The sequence below is a fragment of the Nocardia sp. bgisy134 genome (assembly GCF_057708325.1).
On record NZ_JBYIRW010000018.1, the window covers coordinates 159486 to 184718 of the forward strand.

The 25233-nt window shown below is 69.2% G+C and carries 22 protein-coding genes; 13 read left to right on the forward strand and 9 right to left on the reverse strand.

Going from position 1 to position 25233, the window contains the following annotated elements; translation table 11 throughout:
- The first annotated feature begins 96 nt into the window (after nucleotides 1–96).
- From AC3ERS_RS28120 to AC3ERS_RS28135, 4 genes are all read left to right on the forward strand, one after another.
- A complete protein-coding gene (locus tag AC3ERS_RS28120; protein WP_431971109.1) occupies nucleotides 97–1821 on the forward strand; it encodes a TerD family protein in 1725 nt (574 codons plus the stop codon).
- Nucleotides 1822–1922: 101 nt separating this feature from the next.
- Nucleotides 1923–2486, forward strand: a complete 564-nt coding sequence (locus AC3ERS_RS28125; RefSeq protein ID WP_431971110.1) for a hypothetical protein — start codon at nucleotides 1923–1925, stop codon at nucleotides 2484–2486.
- A 219-nt stretch (nucleotides 2487–2705) separates the two neighbouring features.
- Nucleotides 2706–4175 carry a PepSY-associated TM helix domain-containing protein gene (locus tag AC3ERS_RS28130; RefSeq protein WP_431971111.1) on the forward strand — a complete coding sequence of 490 codons (1470 nt, stop codon included), beginning with the start codon at nucleotides 2706–2708 and terminating at the stop codon, nucleotides 4173–4175.
- A gap of 132 nt (nucleotides 4176–4307) precedes the next feature.
- On the forward strand, nucleotides 4308–5018 hold the full coding sequence (locus AC3ERS_RS28135; RefSeq protein ID WP_431971112.1) for a DUF8020 domain-containing protein: 711 nt from the start codon (nucleotides 4308–4310) through the stop codon (nucleotides 5016–5018).
- 116 nt (nucleotides 5019–5134) lie between these two features.
- On the opposite strand, the gene AC3ERS_RS28140 is transcribed toward AC3ERS_RS28135, so the two are convergent.
- The 3 genes from AC3ERS_RS28140 to galK form a co-directional block, all read right to left on the reverse strand.
- Nucleotides 5135–5380, reverse strand: coding sequence for a hypothetical protein (locus AC3ERS_RS28140; RefSeq protein ID WP_431971113.1), 246 nt, complete (start codon nucleotides 5378–5380; stop codon nucleotides 5135–5137).
- Nucleotides 5381–5392: 12 nt separating this feature from the next.
- Nucleotides 5393–7090, reverse strand: a complete 1698-nt coding sequence (locus AC3ERS_RS28145) for a sodium:solute symporter family protein (protein WP_431971140.1) — start codon at nucleotides 7088–7090, stop codon at nucleotides 5393–5395.
- Nucleotides 7091–7349: 259 nt separating this feature from the next.
- Nucleotides 7350–8462 carry a galactokinase gene (gene galK, locus AC3ERS_RS28150; RefSeq protein ID WP_431971114.1) on the reverse strand — a complete coding sequence of 371 codons (1113 nt, stop codon included), beginning with the start codon at nucleotides 8460–8462 and terminating at the stop codon, nucleotides 7350–7352.
- A 313-nt stretch (nucleotides 8463–8775) separates the two neighbouring features.
- On the opposite strand from galK, the gene AC3ERS_RS28155 reads away from it, so the two are divergent.
- Nucleotides 8776–9225: a pyruvoyl-dependent arginine decarboxylase gene (locus AC3ERS_RS28155; protein WP_488186868.1), complete on the forward strand. Its 450-nt coding sequence runs from the start codon at nucleotides 8776–8778 to the stop codon at nucleotides 9223–9225.
- Nucleotides 9225–10772: a diguanylate cyclase domain-containing protein gene (locus AC3ERS_RS28160; RefSeq protein WP_431971115.1), complete on the forward strand. Its 1548-nt coding sequence runs from the start codon at nucleotides 9225–9227 to the stop codon at nucleotides 10770–10772. Before AC3ERS_RS28155 ends, AC3ERS_RS28160 begins: the two co-directional genes overlap by 1 nt.
- A gap of 131 nt (nucleotides 10773–10903) precedes the next feature.
- Here AC3ERS_RS28160 and AC3ERS_RS28165 read toward each other — a convergent pair whose 3' ends face one another.
- Nucleotides 10904–11653: a DUF6319 family protein gene (locus AC3ERS_RS28165; protein ID WP_431971116.1), complete on the reverse strand. Its 750-nt coding sequence runs from the start codon at nucleotides 11651–11653 to the stop codon at nucleotides 10904–10906.
- A 141-nt stretch (nucleotides 11654–11794) separates the two neighbouring features.
- A complete protein-coding gene (locus AC3ERS_RS28170; RefSeq protein WP_431971142.1) occupies nucleotides 11795–12433 on the reverse strand; it encodes a TetR/AcrR family transcriptional regulator in 639 nt (212 codons plus the stop codon).
- 181 nt (nucleotides 12434–12614) lie between these two features.
- Here AC3ERS_RS28170 and AC3ERS_RS28175 point away from each other — a divergent pair, with 181 nt between their 5' ends.
- The 6 genes from AC3ERS_RS28175 (at nucleotide 12615) to AC3ERS_RS28200 (ending at nucleotide 20480) form a co-directional block, all read left to right on the forward strand.
- A complete protein-coding gene (locus AC3ERS_RS28175) occupies nucleotides 12615–13982 on the forward strand; it encodes a flavin-containing monooxygenase (protein WP_431971117.1) in 1368 nt (455 codons plus the stop codon).
- Nucleotides 13983–13986: 4 nt separating this feature from the next.
- The gene (locus AC3ERS_RS28180; RefSeq protein ID WP_431971118.1) at nucleotides 13987–15138 is read left to right on the forward strand and encodes a serine hydrolase domain-containing protein; all 1152 of its coding nucleotides are present in this window, start codon (nucleotides 13987–13989) and stop codon (nucleotides 15136–15138) included.
- Between the two features lie 14 nt (nucleotides 15139–15152).
- Nucleotides 15153–16193, forward strand: coding sequence for an NAD(P)-dependent alcohol dehydrogenase (locus AC3ERS_RS28185; RefSeq protein ID WP_431971143.1), 1041 nt, complete (start codon nucleotides 15153–15155; stop codon nucleotides 16191–16193).
- A 34-nt stretch (nucleotides 16194–16227) separates the two neighbouring features.
- Nucleotides 16228–17904, forward strand: a complete 1677-nt coding sequence (casG, locus tag AC3ERS_RS28190) for a steroid-24-oyl-CoA synthetase (RefSeq protein WP_431971119.1) — start codon at nucleotides 16228–16230, stop codon at nucleotides 17902–17904.
- Between the two features lie 112 nt (nucleotides 17905–18016).
- The gene (locus AC3ERS_RS28195; protein WP_431971120.1) at nucleotides 18017–18898 is read left to right on the forward strand and encodes an alpha/beta fold hydrolase; all 882 of its coding nucleotides are present in this window, start codon (nucleotides 18017–18019) and stop codon (nucleotides 18896–18898) included.
- A gap of 172 nt (nucleotides 18899–19070) precedes the next feature.
- Complete coding sequence (locus AC3ERS_RS28200) at nucleotides 19071–20480, forward strand: DoxX family protein (protein ID WP_431971144.1); 1410 nt, start codon at nucleotides 19071–19073, stop codon at nucleotides 20478–20480.
- Nucleotides 20481–20544: 64 nt separating this feature from the next.
- Here the strand turns inward: AC3ERS_RS28200 and AC3ERS_RS28205 are convergent, their stop codons facing one another.
- The gene (locus AC3ERS_RS28205; protein WP_431971121.1) at nucleotides 20545–21840 is read right to left on the reverse strand and encodes a cytochrome P450; all 1296 of its coding nucleotides are present in this window, start codon (nucleotides 21838–21840) and stop codon (nucleotides 20545–20547) included.
- A 232-nt stretch (nucleotides 21841–22072) separates the two neighbouring features.
- On the opposite strand from AC3ERS_RS28205, the gene AC3ERS_RS28210 reads away from it, so the two are divergent.
- Nucleotides 22073–22267: a hypothetical protein gene (locus AC3ERS_RS28210; protein WP_431971122.1), complete on the forward strand. Its 195-nt coding sequence runs from the start codon at nucleotides 22073–22075 to the stop codon at nucleotides 22265–22267.
- 251 nt (nucleotides 22268–22518) lie between these two features.
- Here the strand turns inward: AC3ERS_RS28210 and AC3ERS_RS28215 are convergent, their stop codons facing one another.
- From AC3ERS_RS28215 to AC3ERS_RS28225, 3 genes are all read right to left on the reverse strand, one after another.
- Nucleotides 22519–23337 (reverse strand): ACT domain-containing protein, encoded by an 819-nt coding sequence (locus AC3ERS_RS28215; RefSeq protein ID WP_431971123.1) that lies wholly within the window; start codon nucleotides 23335–23337, stop codon nucleotides 22519–22521.
- 266 nt (nucleotides 23338–23603) lie between these two features.
- A complete protein-coding gene (locus AC3ERS_RS28220; protein ID WP_431971124.1) occupies nucleotides 23604–24308 on the reverse strand; it encodes a DUF8020 domain-containing protein in 705 nt (234 codons plus the stop codon).
- Between the two features lie 117 nt (nucleotides 24309–24425).
- Entirely contained in the window at nucleotides 24426–25217 is a 792-nt protein-coding gene (locus tag AC3ERS_RS28225; protein WP_431971125.1) for a methyltransferase, read from the reverse strand.
- Nucleotides 25218–25233: the final 16 nt, after the last annotated feature.

The window sequence follows — 25233 nt, forward strand, 5'->3', positions numbered from 1 at the left end:
TGTTCGACGAGCACGGGCGCCGCGCAGGCCGTCGACCGGCACCGTCGGCCCGTATTAGGCTTGCGCGCGAGGGCAATTCGAGGACAGGGGCGCGCGATGTCCAGTGTGATCGGTAAAGGTGGGAACGTCGCGCTGGGTGGCGGGCGATTGCACGTCACTGTGGCGCCCGCGGGCATCGATCTCTCGGTACTGTGCGTGCGCGACCACGGCAGGGTCGGCGACGACAGCGAATTCGTCTTCTACAACCAGCCCGTCTCGCCGGACGGGGCGGTGCGCCTGACCGACGGCGCGATCTGCATCGACCTACCGAGCGTCGGCGCGGTGACCGACCGACTGGTGGTCGCGGCGTCGGTGGACAATGGCGTGTTCGGCGGCATCTCGCTCGCGGTCCGCATCACCGAGGACGGCGGGCTCGCCCACGATCTGCCCATCACTGGACTGAGTTCGGAGACCACGGTCATCCTCGGCGAGGTGTATCGCAGGGCGAGCGGCTGGAAGCTACGCAACGTGGCGCAGGGTTACGCCAGCGGGTTGGCGGGGCTGGCAACCGATTTCGGGATCACCGTCGACGACGAGCCCGCAGCGCAGGCGACTCCGCCTGCCGCGCAGACCTTTCCGCCACCTGCCGCACAGCCCTTCCCACCGCCCGCCGGGCAATCCTTCTCGCAACCCGCCGCACAGCCCTTCCCACCATCCGCCGGACCGTCCGCGGGTGCGACCTCCCCGCCGCCCGCCGCACATCCTTTCCTGCCACCTGCCGCACATCCTTTCCCGCCGCCCGCCGGACAGTCCTTCTCGCCGCCCGCCGCCCCACCCGGCGGACCGTCCGCGGGTACGACCTCCCCGCCGCCCTCGTCACCGGCGGGTACGCCTCCCGCCCCGGTTTTCGGCCAGCCGATCGGCTCGTATCATCCTGCTGCGCAACCGCTTCCACCGCCGCCCGCCGCACCGCCGCCGATCCCGCCCGCACCGCCGCACGGGACGATGCCGCCGCCCCCGATGATGCCGCCTCAGCCAACAGCGCCGCCCCAACCGACAGCGCTGCCTCAGCAAACAGCGCCGCCCCAGCCGATGACGCCGCACCAACCGATGGCGCAGCCTCAACCGACAGCGCCGCACCAACCGATGCCGCCGCACCAACCGATGCCGCCTCAACCAACGGCGCCACCCCAGCCGATTGCGCCGCCGCCACCCGGCGTGAACTTCACCAAGGGCGCGGTCACGCTGACGAAGGACGCCCCGCCGGTGCTGCTGGAGAAGGCCCCGGTGATCCGACTACGGGTGGCCTGGGCCAGCGGCACCGACTACGAGGCCTACGCGCTGGTCGTGCTGAACACCGGCGAGGTGGTGCACGTGGCCACGTTCGACGCCATGAACACCCCGGCCACTCCGCAATATCGCGATCTGGTTCGTCATCTGGGCGACCGCGGCCGGGGCCACGTCCGCCGCGGCGGCGGGCATACCGAGGAGATCATCGAGGTCCGCTTCGCACCCGAGATCGTCGCGATCGTGCCGGTGGCGTACTCCGCGATCAACAACGGCACCGGATCGTTCTTCAAATACCGGGTCTCGCTCGCCATCGAGAACGGCGCCGACCAGGTGGTGATACCCGCCGATCAGGCGAAGAAGTCCAGCTGGATCTTCACCTGTGTGCCTGGCGTCGTCTACAACCGCCCCGAGGGCGTGCTCATCGAACGGCTGGAGCTCTACAGCAAACGGTTCTCCGAATCCCGGCCCGCGGTGTTCCTGCAACCCGACGGCCGGGTCGCGGTGCGGATGGACAAGGGCCCGATCAACCAGTTCAAGGCCGACCGGACCTGAGCCTCCCGAAAGCTTCCGGACGGAAATGCCTGGTCGAGACCGGTTTCCGGGAACTGGCCGACGTGGTCGGAGACCAGTAACACGTCCGTTATCATCAGCGGGTGAGTATCGAGTTCGACCGGTCGGCTGCGGGACGTCGCAGCGCCGTCGCGCGGCTGCGCGGCGGGTCGGCCGGGGCGATCTCGGGCACCGTCTCCATCGCGGCCCACGGCTGGGCCTCGGGCGGCATGGCCCCCGACAGCACCACCCTCGCGCTGCTCGCCGCGGCCTCGGCGGTCGTCGGCGCGCTCGTCGCCGGGCTCGCACCGTTGCGCGACACCGGGGCGGGTCTGATCACGGCGCTCGTCGGCGGTCAGCTGCTCGGCCACGTCGCCATGGGCTTCAGCTCCGGGCATCTGCATCACGGCGACACCCAGCTGACCCCGCAGATGCTGACCGCGCACATCGTCGCCGCCTGCATGGCTGCGGTCGTCATCCGCGGCGCCGAGGCTGCCTATCGGATCGGCACCGCCGTCCTGGCCCGGGTGCTGCCGGTGCGCCACCGCGTACTCGTCATCCCGGACGCGGCTCCGCTGCGCACCACCTACCGCGATCGCGTCATCCTGCGGATTCTCGCCGCCGAGACGCTGCGCACCCGGGGCCCGCCGCTCCTCGTTCACGTCTGATTTCACCCACACCCGGTGCACGAACGCGCTGTTCGTGTGCTGCCGCTGTTCCGCGTTCCGATGCGGGGCCGCCGCGCGCGTCCGGGCTCTCGCCCGCGGCGATGTCACACATTCCGTACGCCGAGCACTCCTCGGTGCTGCCGGCATGCGTCGCGCGCCGTCACAGCGCTGTTCTCGAGCGCACGCACCGGGTTCCAGAACCTCAGAAACGAAACGACCGTGAGCACAACAGAAACCATCACCCCCGACGCCGAATCCTCGGCGCCGCCACCCGAATCCGCCGGGCGCAAACCCGCGGCCCGCAACGGGCTGCAGGCGCTGGCCATGCGGCTGCACTTCTACGCGGGCGTCTTCGTGGCGCCCTTCATCCTGATCGCGGCCGTCACCGGCGCGCTCTACGCCATCTCCCCGACACTGGAGGCGTTCGTCTCCCGCGACCTGCTGACGGTCGAAGCGGGCGAAGCGGCCAAGCCGCTGTCGGAGCAGGTCACCGCCGCGGTGGCGACCCGGCCGGACCTGGCGCTCGCCGCGGTCTCGCCCGCGCCGGGACCCGAGGACACCACCCGGGTCATCTTCACCGATCCGTCGCTGGGCGAATCCGAGCGCCGCGCGGTGTTCGTCAACCCCTACACCGCGCAGCCGGTCGGCGAGTCCGTCGTCTACGGCAGCTCGGGAGCGCTGCCCCTGCGCACCTGGATCGACAGGCTGCACCGCGATCTGCACCTCGGCGAACCGGGCCGGATCTACAGCGAGCTCGCCGCCTCGTGGCTGTGGGTCATCGCGCTGGCCGGTCTGGTGCTGTGGTTCCGCCGCGTCCGCGCGCGCAGGCAGCGCAACTCGGCCGCCTGGCTGTTCGCCCCCGACCGCTCGAAGGGCGGCCGCGGCCGGACGATGAACTGGCACGGGGCCATCGGCGTCTGGATCCTGCCGGTGATCCTGCTGCTCTCGGCCACCGGCATGACCTGGTCCACTTATGCGGGCGACAACATCACCGAGCTGCGCAAACAGCTCAGCTGGACGACTCCCGCCGTCAGCACCGCCATGCCCGGTGCGTCCGCGCCCGACCACTCCTCGGGCGGCGACCACCACGGCGGCGGGCACGCACCGGCGCCGCAGCCCGCCGACCCGCAGACCCGCATCGCGCAGCTGGATCGGGTGTACGAGTCCGCCCGTGCCGCGGGCGTGACCCAGGCGGTGGAGATCGCGATTCCGGCGAAGCCGGACAAGGCGTTCGCCGTCAAGGAACGGCGCATGCCTGGCATCTACACCGTCGACGCGGTCGCGGTGGACGGTGCGACCGGCAGCATCACCGACCGGCTGGCCTTCGCCGACTGGCCGCTGATGGCCAAGCTCACCAACTGGGGCATCGCATTCCACATGGGATTGCTGTTCGGTCTGCCGAATCAGCTGCTGCTGCTCGCGGCGATGATCGGCCTGATCGTGGTGATCGTGTTCGGCTACCTGATGTGGTGGCGCCGCAGGCCCACTCGCGGTTCCCGTTTCGCACTCGGCCGGGCTCCGCGCCGCGGCGCGTTGCGCGCCAGCTCGCCGTGGCTCGCGCTGCCCGTGCTGGCCGCCGCGGTGGTCGTCGGCTGGTTCGTGCCGCTGGTCGGTCTGAGCCTGCTCGCGTTCCTGGCCGTGGATGTCGCGGCCGGGCTCGTCGGACGGCTGCGCGCCACCGCGTCCTGATCCCTTATTGAACACCGCGCCGGGCGGACCACCCCGGCGCGTCACTCAACGGCCTGCTGGTTCGTCATAGGTATGGCCGTCGTCCTGTCGCGCTCGCGACACCCCAGACAACACAAAGGAATTCACAGCACCATGAAGATCACGAAGTTCGCCGTGGCCGCCGCGTTCATGACCGGCGCGGTCGGTATCGCCGCTGGCACGAGCTCGGCCGCCCCGCTCGCCGACGCCGCCCCCGCCGCGATCAACTTCACGACGAACACCACGGAGACCTCCTCGATCGTCTCTATCGACGCGGGCTCGCTCATGGTCGAGGACAACGTCCTGAAGATCAAGGCCGCCGACGGCACCGTCGTCGCGGGAACCCCGCTCACCCTGCGCATCGACGAGTTCGAATTCCCCATCGCCGCAGACATTTCCGGCCGCACCGTCACGATGACCCCGCAGGTGTCCATGGACAAGGCCGTCTACAAGCCGGTCGCGCTGCCCTTCGAGGACAAGGCTCCGTGGAAGAGCGAATACGACAGGGAGAAGGACGCCTGGTCCCGCATGACCAGCACCATCAGCATGGGCGCGAGCATCGCCACGCTGGCAGGCGCCCTCGGTGGCGCGGCCGTCGGCTGCGTGCTCGGCGGCATCGTCGGCGGCGTCGCGATCGGCGGCACCATCGTCGGACTCCTCGGACCCTTCCTGCCCGCCGCCGCCGTCGGCTGCCTCGCGGGCGCGGTGGTGATGGGCCCGATCGGCGCCCTCGCGGGCCAGATCTTCATCACCGCACCGGTGGCGATCGGCGCGGCCATCCAGTACTTCACCACCATCAACTCGCCGTTCAACGCGGCCAAGTGAGCTGCTGAGAACACCCCCTTTCACCTGCGCGAACCCCGTTCGGCCGACGGCCGGGCGGGGTTCGCCGCGTCCTGGCCGCCCTGTTTGTCGGCCGCGGCCCTGGTTCCTGACCCGATTCACTCCGGCGGGGTCGGCTGGTCTTCGGTGCGGGCGGGTTCCGTGGGCTTGACCGGACGCAGCAGGACCCAGGTGAGGAAGGCCAGGGCGACGGCGATCATGCCTATGCCTGCCCAGAGGTTGACGTTGATGCCGCCGGTCTTGGCCTCCTCGGCGGCGGTGTCGTGGACCAGACCGGTGATCACCAGGACCACGCCGTAGCAGCCGAGCAGGGCCCCGACGATGGTGCGGATATCGAACAGCATGAGCGGTCTTCCTTATCCGACGAGGAGATTCAGGGCGATGACGAGCACCAGGGCGATCCCCGCGAGCAGGACGGGGCGCTGGTACCAGGGCAGCGTGTCGGCCTCCGGGTCGGTGCGCATGGACGCGGGGGTCTCCGAGTAGACCAAGCCGACGAGGTCGGCCGCGGGTTTCGGCTGGGTCACCTGGGTGACCGCGACGCTGACCAGGATGTCGACTACGAACGCCGTGCCCGCGGCCACGAAACTCGCTCCCTGACCGGACAATTCGAAGACTCCGGCCTCGTGCATGAGGAAAATGACGATGGCCGAACCGGTTCCGGCGACCAACCCCATCCAGCCCGCGGTGGGCGTCATGCGCTTCCAGAACATGCCGAGGATGAATGTGGCGAACAGCGGCGCGTTGAAGAAGCTGAACAGCGTCTGCAGGTAGTCCATCATGTTGCTGAAACTGCTCGCGATGAACGCCGTGAAGATGGCCGCGACCGTGGCGCCGACGGTGGCGACACGGCCTACGGTCAGGTAGTACCCGTCGGAGCGGTCCCTGATCACGTACTGCTGCCACAGGTCGAAGCTGAAGACGGTGTTGAACGCCGAGACATTGGCGGCCATGCCCGCCATGAACGCCGCGAGCAGACCCGCGAGCCCGACGCCCAACAGGCCGTTGGGCAGCACGTCTTTCATCAGATAGAGCAGCGCTTGGTTGTAGGTGACGTCGTCGGTGTAGTCCGGATCGGCCGTCACCGCCTGCTTGTACTCGGCCATCTGCGGCACCAGCACCGCGCTGATCATGCCGGGGATGACGACGATCAACGGAATGAACATCTTCGGGTAGGCGCCGATGATCGGGGTGCGCCGGGCCGCGGAGATGGAGTGCGTCGCCAGAGCCCTTTGAACCTCGACAAAATTGGTCGTCCAGTATCCGAAGGAGAGCACGAAGCCGAGGCCGAACACGATGCCGAGCACCGAGAGGAAGTCGTTGCCGAACCCGCTCAGCGCGTTGCCCGGCCACGACTCCAGTTGTTCCGCGCCGCCGGGTGACGCGGCCACCTTGTCCTGCAACCCATCCCAGCCGCCGACCTTGTGCAGGCCGACCAGGGTGAGCGGCAGCAGCGCCGCCACGATGACGAAGAACTGCAGCACCTCGTTGTAGATGGCGGCCGACAGCCCGCCGAGGGTGATATAGGACAGCACGATCACCGCCGCCACGATCACCGACACCCAGAGCGGCCAGCCGAGCAGCACGTTGACGATGGAGCCGAGTAGATAGAGGTTCACCCCGGCGATGAGGATCTGGGCTGTCGCGAAGCTGAGCGCGTTCACCAGGTGCGCGCCGGTGCCGAAACGCCTGCGCATGAACTCCGGCACGCTGCGCACCTTGGAGCCGTAGTAGAACGGCATCATCACCACGCCGAGGAACAGCATGGCGGGCACCGCGCCGATCCAGAAGTAGTGGAAGGTCGGGAAGCCGTACTCGGCGCCGTTGGCCGACATGCCCATGATCTCGACCGCGCCGAGGTTGGCCGAGATGAACGCGAGACCGGTGACCCACGCGGGCAGCGAACGTCCGGACAGGAAGAAGTCGATGCTGGACGACACCCGCTGCCTGGCCAGCAGACCGATGCCGAGCACGAACACGAAATACAGGGCTACCAGGGCATAGTCGACGGGTTCCGCGTCCAGCCGCAGGGTCGTGGCCGCGTCGAGACGCAGCGACGTCGCGCCGAAAGGGTCACCAGCGTGCGGCCGAACGGCGCTGAGGAAAGATGGATCGGCAAGCGGCACAGCGTCGTCCCTCCTGGCGTGAAACCGGGCGTCGAGCTAGGTCCTGCGTCGTGCGGTGTCCGTGACATCCACTGTGCGTGATTGTGCAGCACCGGTGGGGCACATTCGCGCACAAAATCTGGACGGTTGCTCAGCGAGTCCATCGGTCCGAGGATTCGCCGGAGCTCGAATCTCCCGAGCGCGGCGCTCAGGATTCCCGGCGCGCTCCGTCGGCCGGAACCACGGCGAACGTGCGCGGCTCGGGAAAGCCCGAGCGGGCGAACCGGTCGCCGACCGCGGCGGCCACCGCTTCGGTCCGCTCGCGGTCGACGAGCGCGATGGCGCTGCCGCCGAAGCCGCCGCCGACCATCCGCGCCCCGTGCGCGCCCGCGTCGAGAGCGGCCGCCACCGCCGTGTCGAGCGCGGCCGTCGAGACCTCGAAATCGTCGCGCAGCGAGGCGTGACCCGCGACCAGGATCGGCGCGATCTCGCGCGGATCCGCACCTCGCCGCAATTTCTCGGCAACCGCGACGACGCGGGCGTTCTCGGTGACCACGTGTCGCGCCCTGCGCCGGGTGACCGGGTCCGCGATCCGCACCAGGTCCGCCTCCGCGTCGACGTCGCGCAGCGCGCGGACACCGAGTTCGGCCGCCGCCGCCTCACACTGCGCACGCCGCAGCGCATAGCCGCCGTCCACCAGTTCGTGCGGCTGCCCGGTATCGATGACAAGGAGCTCGAGACCGAATGCGGCCAGGTCGAACGGGATCTGCTCGTAGCCTGCGGCGCCCGCGATGAAGCGGCGCACGTCGAGGAACAGCGCGTGCCCGGCGGTGCACAGCACGGCGGCCGACTGGTCGAGCACGCCCGTCGGGGCGCCCGCGTAGTCGTTCTCGGCAGCGCGGGCGATGTCGATCAGTTCGCGGTCGACGACGCTGGGCGCGCACAGATCACGCAGCGCGATCGCCACCGAACACGACAGCGCCGCCGAGCTCGACAGGCCTGCGCCGATCGGCACCGCGCCGTCGAGTTCCAGCACCAGACCGGGAACGGAATGCCCGCGCCGCACGAACTCGGCGACCACGCCCACCGGATATCGCGCCCAGCCCGGCAGCCGATCCCGCGCCGCGGCGAGCTCGCCGGTCCCGACCCGCACCGCTTCCCCCGGCCGCTGCCGTGACTCGACGCGGACGAGTCCGTCGGCGGTCGTCTCGGCCGCGCACCGTGTCACCAGGGGCAGCGCGATGGGCAGCACGAAACCGTCGTTGTAGTCGGTGTGCTCGCCGATGATGTTCACCCGGCCGGGCGCCACCCATGTCCGCACTGTTGCCTCGCTCTGTCGACTCGGAGCTCGCCCGTCGCGCCACACGTTACGAGACGTACCGCCCCAGCATCGCTTCCGGCCGGTGCGGGTGCGCGATTCGCAATCGTGCCGCACAGTCGAATTCGAAGCCACTATCAGGATGCAAAAGAGGCCGATAGTTTCGGGAGGGACACTATGATTCACAACACCCCACGCGGCGGCCTGCTCGGGCCGCAGTGGATCGATCGACTACTCCCGCCCTGGGCAGGCCGGAGCGTGACAACCGGCAGACCCCCGGGCGCCACTGACGATCGAGATCGGCGCGGCGACAGGGGTGAGCCCGACAGCGATGTCGGCCTTCGATGCGGCCCTGCGCGAGTTGGGAGTGGGTGATGCGAACTTGATTCGCCTGTCGTCGGTGATACCGCCGCGCGCCGTGCTCGAGCGCACCGCCCGAGTCCGCAAGCCGATCGCATGGGGTGATCGGCTCTCCGGTGTCGACGCCGCGCGGCACAGCTATTACGCGGGCTTCACCCTCGTTGTGCCAAGTGCACGACAAGGGGCTGTCTTCCATGCCATGATCAAATCAGTTGTCCAGATTTTGGTGGCCGAGCGCGCCGCGGTCGGCTGGGACATCTGCTCGTACAACAACACTCAGCTCTCGTTCGCCGACAGTATCCGCGCGGTGCTCGATGAGCAGACCGACGTCGAAGTCGCGGTGGAGGATTCACAGACGCACTACGCCGCACAGTTCACCAGGGACGGAGCGACCAAGGGGGGCTGATGGCATCCAGCGAAGAGCAGGCGAGCGACCGCGGCTACTGTACTGGAAACATCTGGTGCGTAGCGCTTCTAGGGGGTTGGACGGCGCTGATCTCGGTGCCGCTGGTGTTCGAGTCCCGTGTCCTCACCCTGTTGACGATGCTGGCGGTGGTCGCGGGGGCGCTCACCATGGTCGGCATCGGGCTGCGGCGCCATCGCCCCGCCCAGCCGCTGCCCTGGTACCTGCTGTCACTGTCGGCGGTGCTCTTCGCGCTCGGTACCACGCTGCGCGATTTCACCGACGACTCGATCAGCCCGCTCGACGACATCTGCACGCTGGCCGGGTATCTGGCCATCGGGGTGGCCGCCACGGTATGGCTGCGGCCCCGGCAGGTGCGCGGCAACTACGACCTGCTGCTGGACTCGGCGCTGATCGGGCTCGGCGCGCTGCTGGCCTCGTGGACCTTTCTCATCTCCCCGATCCTGCAATCGCGCGCGGCCACCACGACCACGCTGGTCGCGGCCGCCTATCCGATCCTCGACGCCCTGCTGCTGACCCTGGTCGCTCATTCGGTCGCCACGGCCACCCGCTCGGAGACGTCTCTGCGACTGCTGCACCTGGCCATGGTCGCCGTGCTGGTCGGCAATCTCGGCTACAGCCTGGAGACCGCGGGCACCGCGACGATAGGGCACGAAGTGCTGCTCACGCCGCTGCTGATCGCCTACGCCACGGTCGGTATCGCCGCGCTGCACCCCACCATGGCGAGCCTGGGCGCACCGCGCCAGATCCATCCGCACCATTCCCGGCAGCGCGCCTGCGCCATCGCGGTGGCGCTGATCGTGGCCTCGCTGGTGCCGGTGGTCGGCTCCAGCCTCGGCACGGTGGACAGGGTGGCGGTGTCCTCGCTGCTCGCGCTGCTGCTCATCGGCGTGCTGGTGCGCAGCGAACGGGCCATCCAGCGCAGCGCGCGCAGCGAGCGACGGGCTCAGTACCAGGCCGACCACGACGTGCTCACCGGCCTGCTCAACCGGTCGGCCCTGCTCCGGGTGCTCAACCGCAACAGCGCGCACTGGCGCGATCAGCCGTTGTGCCTGCTGTTCATCGACCTGGACGGCTTCAAGATGGTCAACGACAGCTACGGTCACGCCGTCGGCGACGAGTTGATCGCCAACGCCGCCTCCCGGATCCGGCGGGTGGTGCGCCGCGACGACGCGGTCGCCCGATACGGCGGCGACGAGTTCGTGGTGCTTGCTCCGCTGAACAAGCAAGGCGCGGCCGTGCTCGCCGAACGACTACTCGGGGCCTTCGTCCGCCCCTTCGAACTCAGCGCTGGCGAAGTGCCGATCACCGCGAGCGTCGGCATCGCGTGCGACAGTCCACGCGGCCCCGAGGCCACCGTCTACGACCTGATCCGAGACGCGGATTCGGCGATGTACCACGCCAAGGAGTACTCGCTCGGCTACGCCTTCCACGACGATCTGCGACACCCGCACCTGCCCGCGGGCCGCCCCGCCGCCGACAACCGATCCCGGACCTGGCGCTCCAACGCCGAGAGCACCGCGGTCTGACACGGGCACCACGCCTGACACAGCACCCTGGTCCGACAGAGCACCCCGATCCGATGCCGCGACCGTCGAGCAACCGCGCACCGCAGCACGATCCGGCACCGCCGAGCGACCCGCGCCGGGACGAGCCGGGCTCAGTCGGTCAGTTCCTCCAGCAGCCGCTTGGCCTCCTCGAGCTCGGCCCGCAACTGCTCGACCTTCGCCAGCTGCGCGCCCCGCGCCGCCTCGAGCACTCCGGAGACCACCTCGGCCACCTCCGGGTGCAGGATCTTGGCCGCCTGCGCGACCGCCGAACTGTTCACCGGGAGTCCACGCACCGAGCGCTTCTTGCCGTTGACCACCTCGACCGTCCACTCGCCGTCGGCCGTTCCGGACAGCGTCACAGTGACCTCGGCCGCCTTCGGCTTGCGCGGGGTCGCCTTGGCGGCCTTCGCCGCGGCAGCAGGCTTGGGCGCCGCGGCCGGACCGCTCGATTCCGCCACTGGCACAACGGGTTTCGGGGCGGGGGCGGCCGGAGCGGGGCTGACGGTCGGCGCCGGAGCGCTCGTCGTGGTCGACGGCTGGGTCACAGTGGAGTCCTTCCTGGTTGTCGACTTCGGCTGGCTGGATGGTGCGGTCGCCGCCTTGTCCCGCAGCGGCTTGGTCAACGTCACTTCGGCCGGAGAGAAGGACAGTACATCCTTCGAACCGGTCGGCCGCACCTGCAGGAAGTCGCCGTCGGACGGATCTCCGAGGGCGACCACCTTTCCCGAACGCCCCTCCGGCACACCGACGGCAGCGGCGGTGAACCAGACCATGGGCGGGCGACCACTCGCTATCTCCGCGGCGATCTGCTCGATCTCGGTGTCGGACAACGGCTTGAGCTTGGTTCTTGGCGACGGCATTGGGGCACTCCGAGCGGTCTTCGTTGGTGTCTGCGTGCACAGATGATGCCGCACGCCACCGACAGATTCACACGGCGTCGCGAATTCGCGCCGCCCGACCCCGGCTCACGGATCACAGCAAACGCGGGGCTACAGATGGTGCTACGTTGTGCGGCGCGCCGATTCGGGCGCTTGGAGGGCGGGGAACCAGATGTCGGTGAGCACCTCGGCGGCTTGGTCGGCGTCGACATCGATGGTGCCCTGCATCGCCCATCGGGTGAAGAACCGTTCCAGTTGCGCGACAAGCAGTTCCACGCGCAGCCGCGCCTCGTCCTTGCGCTCGGCGGGCCAGCGGGCCAGGTACGAGGTCATCGCGTTGGGCAGAGCCGCGATGCCCTGCCTGGCGATCTCGCGGAACTCCGGTTCCAGCGTGGTCGCCTCGTCCCAGGCGGGCAGCAGGTCCTTGTACTCGTGGAACCAGGCGATGGCCCTGGTCATCCAGCCGACGAAGGCCTCGCGCGTGCCGACATCGAGCACCCGGTCCAGATCCTCGTAGAAGTGCAGCGCGGTGGGCGCGGTGGCTTGCGCGGCGATCGCGCGCAGGATGTCCAGCTTGCCGGTGAAGTGCAGGTAGAAGGTGGCGCGGCTGCACCCGACGGCGGCGGCGATCTCCTCGACCCGCACCGCCGCGTACCCGTTGGCGCCGAACAGCGTCTTGGCGGCCTCCAGCAGTTTGGCCCTGGTCTGCAGCTTCTGTTCATCGCGCAGGCTCAGCCCTGCTGGGTTCGACTTGGTCGGCATGGTGAACGGTAACTCCGTCTCGTCGGGGCTTCCAGTAGACATACTGTCACTTACTAGACAGCCAGTCTAGCGAGTGTTAATTTGTTGCCTACGTCACTGCGGTGACGAACGGCTCCCGCGGTGTTCGCGGCCACCTCCCCGCGCCCACCGACGCCGGCAGCTCGAGACGAGGACATCGACTTTGACTCCACAACAACTCCCCCGGGTATGCGTCATCGGCGCAGGGCCGTCGGGGATCACTGCCGCCAAACGCCTGCAAGATCACGGCATTCCGTTCGACTGTTTCGAGGCGAGCGACGAGGTCGGCGGCAACTGGTATTTCAAGAACCCGAACGGAATGTCGGCCTGCTACCAGAGCCTGCACATCGATACATCCAAGTGGCGCTTGGCTTTCGAGGACTATCCGGTTCCCGCGGAGTGGCCCGATTTCCCGCACCACTCGCAGCTGTTCGAGTACTTCAAGAACTACGTCGACCACTTCGGCCTGCGTGACAAGATCCTTTTCGACACCTTGGTCACCGCGGCCGAACGACAGCCCGACGGGCGCTGGCTGGTGACCGCCTCCGACGGCCGCACCCGCGCCTACGACGCACTACTGGTGTGCAACGGCCACCACTGGGATCCCCGGTTGCCGGACTACCCGGGCGAATTCGACGGCGTGCTCATGCACAGCCACGCCTACAACGATCCGTTCGACCCGGTCGACATGCGCGGCAAACGCGTGATCGTCATCGGGATGGGCAATTCCGGGCTCGACATCGCCTCCGAGCTGTCCCAGCGCTTCCTCGCGGCGCGGCTGACGGTCTCGGCCAGGCGCGGCGTGTGGGTGCTGCCGAAGTACGTGCACGGCAAAGTGGGCGACAAACAGAGTGCGCCGCCGTGGATTCCACGCAAGCTCGCGCTGAAGCTGAAGCAGCGCTTCGTCCGCAAGTTCCGCGGCGACATGGAGTTCTACGGCCTGCCAGCGCCCGATCACAAACCCTTCGAGGCGCATCCCTCGGCCAGCGAGGAATTCCTGCACCGCGCGGGCTGCGGCGACATCGCGTTCAAGCCGGCGATCACCGCGCTGGAGGGGCCGCGCGTGCGCTTCGCCGACGGCAGCGTGGAAGAGGCCGACGTGATCGTCTGCGCCACCGGCTATCACATCAGCTTCCCGTTCTTCGCCGACCCGGAACTGGTGCCGGACAACCGGAATCGGCTGCCGCTGTTCAAGCAGATGATGAAACCCGGCATCGACAATCTCTTCTATCTCGGCCTCGCCCAGCCGCTCCCGACGCTGGTCAACTTCGCCGAACAGCAGAGCAAGCTGGTCGCGGCGTACCTGACGGGCCGTTATCTACCGCCGGATCCGGACGGGATGCGCGAGGACATCCGCACCGCCGAGGCCGCGCGCACGGGGCGCTACTACGACTCCCCGCGCCACACGATCCAGGTCGAGTTCGAGGCGTACGTGCGCGATATGAAGCGGGAGATGGTCAGGGGCGCCAAGCGCGCGGCCGCGGCCGGTCACGCACTGCCGGTGCCTGCTCGAGCGCTGGAACGGGTGTGAGGCCATGACGAACATCTCGGGATCCTGCGCCGAACGCTTCGACGGCGTGCGGCAGGAGCTGGAGCGTCAGCTGGCCTCCGGCGCCGAGCTCGGCGCGTCGGTCTGCGTGACCGTCGACGGCGAGCCGGTGGTCGACCTGTGGGGCGGGCACCTGGACGAGGACCGCACCGTGCCGTGGCAGCGCGACACCCTCGTGAACGTCTTCTCCATCAGCAAGACCATGGCCGCGCTGTGCGCGCTGCTGCTTGTCGATCGCGGCGAGCTGGACGTGCACCAGAAGGTCGCGCACTACTGGCCGGAATTCGGCGCGAACGGCAAGGGCGACATCGAGATTCGGCACATCCTCGGGCACACCTCCGGCGTGTCGGGATGGCAGCCACCGATCGGCTTGGCCGACATCTACGACGCGCGCGCGGCCGCCGCGCGCCTGGCCGCCCAGCCGCCGTGGTGGGAGCCGGGCACCGCCTCGGGCTATCACGCGCTCAACTACGGGCACCTGGTCGGTGAGGTGGTCCATCGCGTCACCGGGCGCAGTCTCGGCCGCTTCTTCGCCGAGGAACTCGCCGGGCCGCTGGGCGCCGACTTCCACATCGGCACCGGCCCCGAGCACCGCCCGCGCGTCGCGCCGCTGATTCCGCCGCCTGCCTTGCAGTTCGACATGTCGGCGCTGGACCAGGACAGCATTCTGGTCAAGACCCTCACGAGCCCGCTGCTCGACGTCGCCGAGACCGCCACCGCCGGGTGGCAGGAGGCCGAGATCGGCGCGGTCAACGGTCACGGCAACGCACGCTCGGTGGCGCGGGTGCAGTCGGTGGTGTCCTGCGGCGGCACGCTGGACGGACGGAAACTGTTGTCGGACAAGACCATCGACCTGATCTTCGAGCAGCAGTCCGACGGCGTCGACCAGGCGTTGCTCGTGCCGCTGCGCTTCGGCATCGGCTACGGTCTGCCGCAACCGCAGACCGCGCCCGCGGTGCCGGAGGGCCGGGTCTGCTGGTGGGCCGGGTACGGCGGGGCGATCGTCGTGAACGATCTGGACCACCGTCTCACTTTCGCCTACACCATGAACAAGATGGAGCCGGGCATCATGGGCTCGGCCCGCGCCGACGCCTACTTGCGCGCCACCTACGCGGCCGTGCGGGAGGTGGCGGCATGACCCGCCGCGCCACGATGCGGGCGCTCCAGCTGACCGGGCCCGGCACGCTGGAGTTGCGGGAGGTGCCGGTGCCGTCGATCGGGCCCGACGATCTGCTGCTGCGGGTCGGCGCGGCGGGCATCTGCCATTCGGACCTGCACGTACTGGAGATTCCGTTCCGGCTGCGCGATGATCCGCTGACGCTCGGCCACGAGGTCGCGGGCACCGTCGTCGAGATCGGCGAACGGGTGACGGGCCGGGAGGCAGGCGACCGCGGTGTCGTCTACCTGTGCTGGTCGTGCGGCGTGTGCCGCGAATGCGTGCGCGGCAACGAGAACGTCTGCCTGGCCGCGGGTCGCGCGGCGATGCCGCCGTGTCCCGGGCTCGGTCCCGACGGCGGCATGGCGGAGTACATCCGTGTCCCCGCGACGTCGTTCGTGCCGATCGGCGAGTTGGACTTCGCCCAGGCCGCGCCGCTCGCCGACGCGGCGCTGACGAGCTATCACGCGATCGACGGCGCGCGCGACCAGCTGCGGCCGGGCGCGACGGCCGTCGTCATCGGGGTCGGCGGGCTCGGTCATGTCGCGGTACAGATCCTCGCCGCCACCACCGCGGCGCGGGTGCTCGCGGTGGACGTCGGCGCGGACAAGCTCGCCGTGGCGAGCGCGTGCGGCGCCGACGAAGGACTGCTCGCCGACGCCGGGACCGCCGCGGCGATCCTCGAGCGGACCGGCGGACGCGGCGCGGACGCGGTGTTCGACTTCGTCGGCGTCGAGCAGACCGCGCGCCTCGCGGTCGAGTGTGTCGCGCCCAACGGCGCGTACCGGATGGTCGGGCTCGGCGGCGGCGCGCCGGAACTCACCGCGGCGCCCGCGGGCGGACCCGGCTGGCCGTGGGGAGCCACGGTGCGAAAGTCCTACGGCGGCACCAAATCCGATCTGATCGAGTCCGTGGCGCTGGCTCGATCGGGCAGACTCCGGGTCGAGGTCGAGACCTTCGCGCTCGACGACGGCCGCGAAGCGCTCGATCGCCTGGCGGACGGGCGGATCCGCGGGCGAGCGGTACTGATCCCGTGAACCCGAACCGCGCACGAACGACGAGGAACATCGAATGACGAAATCCATGGATCCGCAGGCGCTGGCGGCGACCGTCATCGGGCGGCTCACCGGACCGGGCGGCGCCTTCGAGATGACGGTCGAGAACGTGCTCGGCGCGCCGCTGCCGGTACTGAAGCACCGGGGCCGCGCGCTGCGCGAGGTGCTCGCCGCATCGGCCGCCCTCGGCGACCGCGAATACCTGGTGACCGAGGATCGGCGCCTGTCCTATGCCGAGCACGCGGCCGAGGCGGGCGCGCTGGCCAGGGCGCTGCGCGACCGTTACGGCGTCGGCAAGGGCGATCGCGTCGGCATCCTCGCGGCGAACACGCCCGAGTGGGTGGTGGCGTTCTGGGCCGCGCAGTGCCTCGGCGCGATCGCGGTCGGTTACAACGCGTGGTGGGCGCCGCGCGAGATCGAATACGGCCTCGCGCACACCACACCCTCGGTACTGATCGTGGACGCCAAACGGGCCGCGCAGGTCGCCGACCTCGGCGCCGACGTCCCGGTGCTCACCATGGAGCGCGACATCCCGGACCTGGTGGCCGAGTACGCGGCGGGCGAGCTGCCCGATGCCGCCGTCACCGAGGACGATCCGGCCGTCATCCTGTACACCAGCGGCACCAGCGGACGACCCAAGGGCGCGGTGCACACGCACCGGAACCTGCTGGCCGTCATCGACTATCACCGCTTCAACGACGCGCTGGCCGCAGCTTTCGCGGGCGGCGTCGACGACGGCTGGCCCAAAGGGCGACGCTTCCTGCTCACCTCGCCGCTGTTCCACATCGCCAGCCTGCACAATCTGGTGCTGCCGAGGATGGCCACCGGCGACACGGCGGTCATCTACCAGGGCGCGTTCGACGCCGACCGGGTGCTTCGGATGATCGAACGCGAACGCGTCAGCAACTGGGGCGCGATGCCGACCATGGCCACCCGGCTGCTCGAGGCGGACCTCTCCGCCTACGACGTGTCCTCGCTGGCCGCCTTCTCGCTCAACTCCGCGCCCTCCTCGGCCGCGCTGCAACAGCGATTGCGTGAGCAGCTGCCTGTCGCGCGCACCGCGCTGGTGACCAGCTACGGCATGACCGAATGCTCGACCGCCGCCACCATCGCCGCCCCCGCCGAGCTCGCCGCGTTCCCCGACACGGTGGGCCGCCCGGTGATCGGGGTGAGCCTGGAGATCCGCGACCCGCTGGGCGAGCCGGTCGGCGAGGGCGTCGAGGGCGAGATCTGGGTGCGCAGCCCCTACGTGATGCTCGGCTACTGGAACGATCCCGAGGCCACCGCGGCGGCCATCACCCCGGATCGCTGGTTGCGCACCGGCGACATCGGCATCGTGGAGGAGGGCAGGCTGCGACTGTCCGGCAGGCGATCGGATCTGATCCTGCGCGGCGGGGAGAACGTCTACCCGACCGAGATCGAGCAGTGCCTCGACGAACACCCGGACGTCAGGGAGAGCGCCGTCGTCGGCGTGCCGGACGCCGATCTGGGTCAGCAGGTCGCCGCACTCGTGGTGGTGGGCGAGAACGCGACGGTCACCGAGGCGGACCTGCGCGCGTTTGCCGGGGAGCGGCTGGCCTACTACAAGGTGCCCGCGCTCTGGCGCCTCACCACCACGCCGCTCACCCGGAACGCGACAGGAAAGGTCGTTCGCGCGGGCATTGCCGAAGCGCTCGCCGACGCGGCGGGGTGACGTCGTCCGGTCCGGCCCTGGGTTCGAGGGCTCGACCCGCCACCATATAGCGGTCTACCTTTGTGGATCAGGCGTGCACGTCGCACGCCTGCACCACTCGCAAGGAGGCGACGTGGCGACTTTCGCGCACCAGGGCCGGACCGTAGTCTTCGATCGGATCGGCAGCGGGCCGCCGATCGTGATGCTGCACAACGCGGGAACGCAGCGACATATCTGGGACGATCAGGTGGCGGTGCTGCGGCGCGACCACGAAGTCTTCGCCCTCGACCTCCCCGGCTACGGCGAATCCGACCAACCGGCCGCGGGCTACCGGCTCGAAGACTATGTGCGCATGCTCGGCGCCTTCCTCGACGCGCACGACCTGTCCGACGTGATCCTGATCGGCAACTGCCTCGGCAGCGCCACCTCGCTCGGCTACGCCATGGCGCATCCGTCGAACGTGCGCGCGCTGGTGCTGGTCAGCCCGCTCACCCGCAACACCGTGCGCAAGGGCGAACAGGCGGGCCTGGCCTGGGCGGACGCCAAGCTCCCGCTGGCGCCGCTGGCCAAGCGGCTCGCGCTGCCCGATCGGGTGGTCTCGCTGATCATCGCCAACCAGCTCGGCGCGCGCGGCAAGCGCCTCGGCCTGCAGCATTCGCGACGGCTCAAGGCGCACTGGGGCGATCGTGGCCGTTTGCAGGCGCTGCACGGTCTCGTGCAGGACTTCCCGTCGTTCCGCGTCCTCGACGAGTTCACCCCGGGGTCCGCCTTCCCGCCGATCTGCACGATCTGGGGCAAGCAGAACCACATCCTCTCGGCCTCGGCGGGCGCCGCGCTGGACCGCACGCTGCATCCGCACACCAATGTGGTGCTCCCCGACTGCGGCCATCTCCCGATGGTGGAGGACCCGACCACGGTGACGACCGTGATCACCGACTTCCTCGCCGCCCCCGAGATCCGCCCGCACGGCGGTCGCCGTCCGCATACCGACGCCTCGCTGCCGCGCAGTTCCTGATCCGGGCGGCCGGACGCGCTCCGATCCAGAAACCGCCGGAGCGCGCGGTCGGACCGTTGACGTGCGCTTTTCCCCGGGCACGACCATGCCCGGGGGTATGCTGATCTTGGTGTTTGGCGTTCTATGCCACGGGAACCCGGTCGATAAGCCATCGAGGAAAGGGTTGACGTTCATGTTGCTGCGCCGACTTGCCCGACCGCTACTGGCGACCGCTTTCGTCGCCGACGGGGTCGACACCCTGCTTCATCCCGAACCACGTACGAAGTCCGCCGCGACGCTGGTTCAGCGTGGCGAGCGTTCATTGCCGGACAGCATCGCCGCGAAGCTGCCCGCCGACCCGGCGACCGTCGTGCGGATCAACGCCATCGCGCAGGTTTCGGGCGGGGTCCTGCTCGCGCTCGGCAAGGCGCCGCGCCTCGCCTCGCTCGTGCTCGCGGCCACGGTCGTGCCCGCCACCCTCACCGAACAGGACTTCTGGGCCGAACAGGACCCCGACCGGAAGGCCGCCAAACGCACGGCCTTCCTCAAGGACATGAGCCTGCTCGGCGGGCTGCTGATCGCCAGCGCCGACACCGAGGGCAAGCCGTCGCTCGGCTGGCGCGGCAAGCGCGCGGCGCGCAACGCGGCGGCCACGGTCTCGGCGGCACTGCCCTTCGGCGCCGCCGACAGTTCGACCGGCGAGTCGCTGCGCCAGCACGCGCACGATGTCGCGGTGCGCGCCAGGTCGCTCGGGGACACCGCCGCGACCAGGGGCTCCGAATTCGCCGAGACCGTGCAGACCCACGGACCCGAATGGGCCGCCGCCGCACGGCAGCGCGGCGCGGCGATCGCCGCCGTGGCCAGGGAGCGCGGCGCTGAGCTGGCCGCCGCCGCCCGCGAGCACGGCGCCGAATTCGCCGACGCCGCACGCGGCCACGGCGCGGAGTGGGCCGAGATCGCGAAGGAGCGCGGCGACGGGTTCGGCGACGTCGCGAAGGCGCGCGGCGGCGGGTGGGCCGATTACGCCAAGGGACGCGGGTCGGAGCTCGGCGAGGTCGCGAGGCTGCGCGGGGCCGAGATCGGGGAACTCGCCAAACACCGCGGGGCCGAGTTCGGCGAGGTCGCCAAGCACCGCGGGGCCGAGCTCGGCGAGGCTGCCAGAGTGCTCAGGGCCGAACTCGACGAGGCCACCAAACAACGCCGGTCCGAGCTGGCCGAGCTCGCGAAACACCGCGGGGCCGAGCTGAGCGAGCTCGCCAAACACCGCGGAGCCGAGCTGGGTGAGGCCGCGAAGCAGCGACGCGCCGAGCTGCGCAAGGCCGCCAAGAAGCGCCGGTCCGAGCTGCGCAAGGCCGCCAAGAAGCGCCGGTCCGGGCTGGGCGAGACCGCCAAACACCGGCGCGCGGAGTTCGGCGAGACCGCTAAGCACCGAGGCGCGGAGTTCGGCGAGACCGCCAAGCACCGGGGCGCCGAGCTGAAAGAGGCCGCCAGGCACCGGGGCGCGGAGCTGGGCGAAGCCGCCAGGCACCGGGGCGCCGAATTCACCGAGGCGGCACGGCATCAAGGCGCCGACTGGGCCGCCAAGGCGCGCAAGCAGTGGTGAAGCACACCTAGGCCCTCGAAGTCCCATCCGACGCCTCCGGCCGGACTTCGAGATAGGGCCTGGACTAGCCGAGCGCGGCGTGCCTCGCCGCGCCGGTGGCGATCGGAATGTTTTGGTAGCCACGCAGATTCACCAGTCCGCGCCGGGTAGCACGGCCGGTGTGCCGCAGATCGGGATAGCGGTCGTAGAGGGATTGCAGCGCGATGGCCCCTTCGATCCTGGCCAGGCTCGCGCCGAGGCAGGAATGCACGCCGCTGCCGAAGGCCAGGTGATCCCTGGCGTTGGACCGGGTGATGTCGAAGGTGTCCGGGTCGAGGAACGCGGCAGGATCGCGGTTCGCCGAGCCGAGCAGCAGGGCGACGGTCTCGCCCGCGCGGATCGGTTCGCCCGCGATCTCGCTGTCGCGCAATGCCGTTCGCGTCGTCATCTGCACGGGGCTGTCGTAGCGCAGCATCTCCTCGATCGCGCCGGGCCAGCGGGCCGGTTCGGCGCGCAGCAAGGCCAGCTGGTCGGGATGGTCGCGTAGCAGCACGATGCCGTTGCCGATCAGGTTGACGGTGGTCTCGAATCCCGCGCCCGCGACGAGGGTGGCGGTCGCGAGCAGTTCGCGGTCGGTGAGTTCGCCGCCGGTGGCGAGGTCGCTGAGGATATCGTCGCCGGGCGTGCGGCGCAGCCGTTCGATGTGCCCGACCAGGAAGTCCTGGCTGTCGCGCAGTGCGGCGACGGCCGAACGGAACTGCGCCCAGGAGATGGCGATGTCCAGCAGTGGCGAGCCCGCGTTGCCGTACTCCAGCATGTCGTCGCGTTTGGCGGCGGGGATGCCGAGTATCTCGCTGATGATCGCGATCGGCAGCAGCAGCGCGAAATCGCTTATAAGGTCTGCGTTTTCGTGTCCGGCCAGACCGTCGAGCAATTCCTCGGTCACCTCGCGCACCCGGTCGCGCAGTCGACTCACCGCGCGCGGGGTGAACGCACCGGCGACCAGCTTGCGGTAGCGCGTGTGCCCGGGCGGGTCGACCATCAGCATGGACGGCGGCTCCACCGGGCTCGCCAACCGCAGATCCGTGGCGCGGATCAGCCGTTTCAACGGCGTGGGTAGGTTGAGTGCCTCCGGCGGCGAGGTGCCGAAGTTCTTGTCGCGCAAAATGTTCCGGCAGACCTCGTGGTCGGCGGAGGCCAGGATGTACGGCGTGCGGACGATCCTGCCCTCGGCACGGATGCGCGCGCCGAACGGATAGGGGTTCTCCCGTGCGTACGGATCGGTCAGCAGTTGCGCCAACGGTTCGCCACGTCGCGCCAGTACGCGCAGCGACATCGTGGGCACTCCGCTCAACGCCGCCCATCGAATCCAGGTCTTCATGTCGGCTCCCCCCGTCTCGTTGGAGTTCCTCCACGTTACGACCGCGTCACACCGCGCACATCCCACCGCAGTCGCAAAAGCGGCTCCTACCTCGGTATAGGCGGCCGATTTCGGCCTGGCGGGCCCGCCGCTCGATTGCCACGTCGACGACGTTTGTTGCGCGCTACTGGCGCCGAGCGGAAATCTGTGCGACCGTTTCGCCAACCCCAGTCGTCAGATTGTGAGCGCCCCCGTGGATCTCGATCGTCTCGACCAGCACCCAGCCGATCCCGACCTGCCACTGATCGGCCGACTCAGCAACCCGCGACTCAGCCGACTCGTCCGCATCAGCGTCGGCCTGTCACCCGAATCGCTCGATCTGCTCACGAGCCTCGCCGAACGACTGCGCACGGCCGAGCGGGCTTTGCCCGATCCCGCGTTCCTCTGAGGGCGCACCTCGGCGCGGATTGTCCGCACCCCGCACAGTTCCTCTCACGCGTCTCACGACGTCTGTGCCTGTGAGAAGTGTGCAGGCACAGGCGTCGTGAGACTTGCGTGCACGGGTGTTTCGAAGTACGGTCCGTCACGGCCGACCATGCGTGCGCCCGGCACGGTGCCTCTCACTCACCTTGTGCACACCCCACAATGGCTGCGCCTATGTGGGACGTGCGCAAGGGGTGTGGACGGGGTCGCGGCGGATTACGTGCGGTGGCTGACGATGTGCGCCAAGTCGTGCAGACGGTGGGCGCGGGCGATCTCGGCGGGGGTGAACGGTTCGTCGGCGCGGAGGAAGCTCAGGGGTCGCTCCGGCTCGTTCGGCAGTTCGAGCATCGTGCCCTCGGCGGGCTCGTCCTCGGTCGTCCCCGAAGACAGGTACCTGGCCCCGAGCAATTCGGCGATGGCCAGCGGTAATTCGTCGGGGTCGGCGACAACGCGGGCGGCGACGGCCAGCGCCTTGGTCTGTCCGTCGATGAGCGTGAGCGCGGACGCGGGCCACACCCGCACCTTCACGCCGCCCGCCTTGGTCACGGCCGCGGTGAGCGCGTGCGGGGTGACGTCGACCGGCGTGGCGACCACTAGTTCGTCCAGCACACCGGATTCCAGGTGGTGCACGTGGACGGTGAGGATGTTCGCGTCGCGGTCGGCGAGATGCGCGGCCAGCGCCTCCAGCTGGCCGGGCCGGTCGTCGACGTGCACGCGTATCCGCCACAGCGCAGGCGCCCGATCGGCACGGTCGCGGTCGCGCAATTCCGGGCCGTGCAGCCACGAGCCGAGAAACCGCATGGCCGAAGGCTCCACCACCCAGATCACCAGGATCGTGGTGGTGATCGTCAACAGCAGCACCGTCACCAGATACGGCGGATGAAGACGGATCACCAGTGCGTGCAACACCAGTTCCACCGGAAAGACAGCGGCCAGCTTGGCCAGCGCCAAACGGGTCCGTCGCGGATGCGGCAACCGGCCGCACACATCGCACGCCAAAGCGTGCACCGGGGGTCGAGCTGCGGTCGGCCTCATGCCCCGACGATCTTGGTGAAAGATTTCCTTTCCCGTGCGCATCTGTAACGCAGGCGTGAAACCTCACGGCAAACACCCTGAGCTGCAAGAACATTTACGGTGATACCGCACACATCCCCCCGCGAACCGTGGGCAACCGCACACCACACGAAGCTTTCCGAACACCGCCGACAGTATTCACACGACCGCCACCGCAAGACCACGCATGGAATCGTCGACCGCCGGCGCTGAACCACACCGGCGGCCGATGCTCGCCCTGACGTCGCTTACTTTGCGGGCGGCGTGAACGGCTGGTTGATCGTGCTGAAGTACTGGATGGCCGCGCCCACCGCGACCGGTGCTGTCACGAAGATTTGCCCAGCGAGGGTTCCGAGTGCGCCGACGGCGATGATGCCGCCCGCGCAGCCAACGGCGGCGGCGGGGATGAAGGGGCCGAACAAGCCGAGGATGGTGGCGGAGGCGACGGTGGCGCCGACGATGCCGCCGAGGAGGCAGCCGACGGCCCCGCCGCCGATGCCGCCGACCAGGGTGCCGATGGTGATGCCCATGGCGATGGTGCTGGCCATGCGCCCCCAGGCCGCCTGTTCACGCTCGTATTCGTTCTTCCACGGCGCCTTGTCCTCGAAGGGCAGAGCCACCGGCTTGTAGACGGCCCTGTCCATGGACAGCTGCGGGGTCAGGGTCGCGGTGCGGCCGGAAATGGCTGCGGCGATGGGGAATTCGAAATCATCGAGGCGGAACTTCAGCCGGGTGCCCGCCACCAGCGTGCCGTCGGCGGCCTCGATCTTCAGTGCGTCGTCCTCGACCACCAGCGAACCCGCGTCGATCTCGATGATCGAGGCGGTGTCAGTGGCGCGGGCCGTGAAGCCGATCGCCTCTCCCTCGGATGGTTGCGCCGTGGCCGTGCCCGCCACGATGGACAGCGCGGCCATGACCAGGGCGGTCGGTGCGGCCAGCTTCCTCAACAGCATTGATCCTCATCCCAGATACCGGCCGTGCGGTTTCACGGCCACATCGCATGCTAGGGACAACAGTTGCCCATAGCATGCCGAGCGCGGGTCGCACCCCGGCATCCACCATCGAAGAGCTCAGATCACATAGGGAATCAACGCTTTTCGCTCGGCCGGGTAGTCGGCGAACTTCTCCCGGTACCACCGATGCGTCGCGAAGGCGCGCGGCACCAAGTTGCCCGCGGTGATCAGGAAGATCACCAATCCGGCCAGCGACCAGGTCAGCAGCGCGAACCCGGCCCACGCGATCAGCTCACCGAGATACGCAGGACTGCTCACGAAACGGAAGCCTCCGCCGTAGGGAATCCGGTACTCGGCAGAGCCGGGATCGTTCTTGTCGCGCAGGTTGCGCACGATCGCCTCGGATCGCACCAGCAGCCCGAACCCGCACAGGTAGACGACCAGGCCGATCAGGAAACGCGGGTCGGTGAGCCAATCGACGCCGTACTGGTTCTTGAAGTCGTGACTGAAGAACGCGCCGTTGAGGTAGCCGTGCAGCGAGGTCACGAAGACGCCCGCGGCCAGCACCGAGATGTTGAAGCTGCTGCGCTTGCCGGGCACCTGCCGGATGGAGAGCGGGAAGAACCAGCCGCGGTTGCCGTAATGCAGCAACCAAATGCACGCCAGCACAAGCGGAGTCGGCTCGAACCGGTCCGGACCGCTCAGATAGAACACCGCGAACACGACGGTGGCGGGCAACTCCATGAGCCACCAGCCCAGCTTGGGATCGAGATTGAAGCCGACCTTCGTCGAGGCGAACCGGCCGTACGGACTCTGCGCGAACAGACCGCCGACCAGCACGAAAGCGGCGAAGGCGAAGGCGATCGCGAGCACGGTGTCGTAGGTGGCGTTCCCGGTGTACCAGTCCATCGAGATCCTTTGTCGA

What these genes read in the sequence shown, in the direction of transcription:
- AC3ERS_RS28120 (WP_431971109.1), top strand. Translation starts at nt 97, where the DNA reads ATGTCCAGTGTGATCGGTAAAGGTGGGAACGTCGCGCTGGGTGGCGGG.
- AC3ERS_RS28135 (WP_431971112.1), top strand. Translation starts at nt 4,308, where the DNA reads ATGAAGATCACGAAGTTCGCCGTGGCCGCCGCGTTCATGACCGGCGCG.
- AC3ERS_RS28140 (WP_431971113.1), bottom strand. Translation starts at nt 5,380, where the DNA reads ATGCTGTTCGATATCCGCACCATCGTCGGGGCCCTGCTCGGCTGCTAC.
- AC3ERS_RS28160 (WP_431971115.1), top strand. Translation starts at nt 9,225, where the DNA reads ATGGCATCCAGCGAAGAGCAGGCGAGCGACCGCGGCTACTGTACTGGA.
- AC3ERS_RS28165 (WP_431971116.1), bottom strand. Translation starts at nt 11,653, where the DNA reads ATGCCGTCGCCAAGAACCAAGCTCAAGCCGTTGTCCGACACCGAGATC.
- AC3ERS_RS28170 (WP_431971142.1), bottom strand. Translation starts at nt 12,433, where the DNA reads ATGCCGACCAAGTCGAACCCAGCAGGGCTGAGCCTGCGCGATGAACAG.
- AC3ERS_RS28180 (WP_431971118.1), top strand. Translation starts at nt 13,987, where the DNA reads ATGACGAACATCTCGGGATCCTGCGCCGAACGCTTCGACGGCGTGCGG.
- AC3ERS_RS28185 (WP_431971143.1), top strand. Translation starts at nt 15,153, where the DNA reads ATGCGGGCGCTCCAGCTGACCGGGCCCGGCACGCTGGAGTTGCGGGAG.
- casG (WP_431971119.1), top strand. Translation starts at nt 16,228, where the DNA reads ATGACGAAATCCATGGATCCGCAGGCGCTGGCGGCGACCGTCATCGGG.
- AC3ERS_RS28200 (WP_431971144.1), top strand. Translation starts at nt 19,071, where the DNA reads ATGTTGCTGCGCCGACTTGCCCGACCGCTACTGGCGACCGCTTTCGTC.
- AC3ERS_RS28205 (WP_431971121.1), bottom strand. Translation starts at nt 21,840, where the DNA reads ATGAAGACCTGGATTCGATGGGCGGCGTTGAGCGGAGTGCCCACGATG.
- AC3ERS_RS28215 (WP_431971123.1), bottom strand. Translation starts at nt 23,337, where the DNA reads ATGAGGCCGACCGCAGCTCGACCCCCGGTGCACGCTTTGGCGTGCGAT.
- AC3ERS_RS28220 (WP_431971124.1), bottom strand. Translation starts at nt 24,308, where the DNA reads ATGCTGTTGAGGAAGCTGGCCGCACCGACCGCCCTGGTCATGGCCGCG.
- AC3ERS_RS28225 (WP_431971125.1), bottom strand. Translation starts at nt 25,217, where the DNA reads ATGGACTGGTACACCGGGAACGCCACCTACGACACCGTGCTCGCGATC.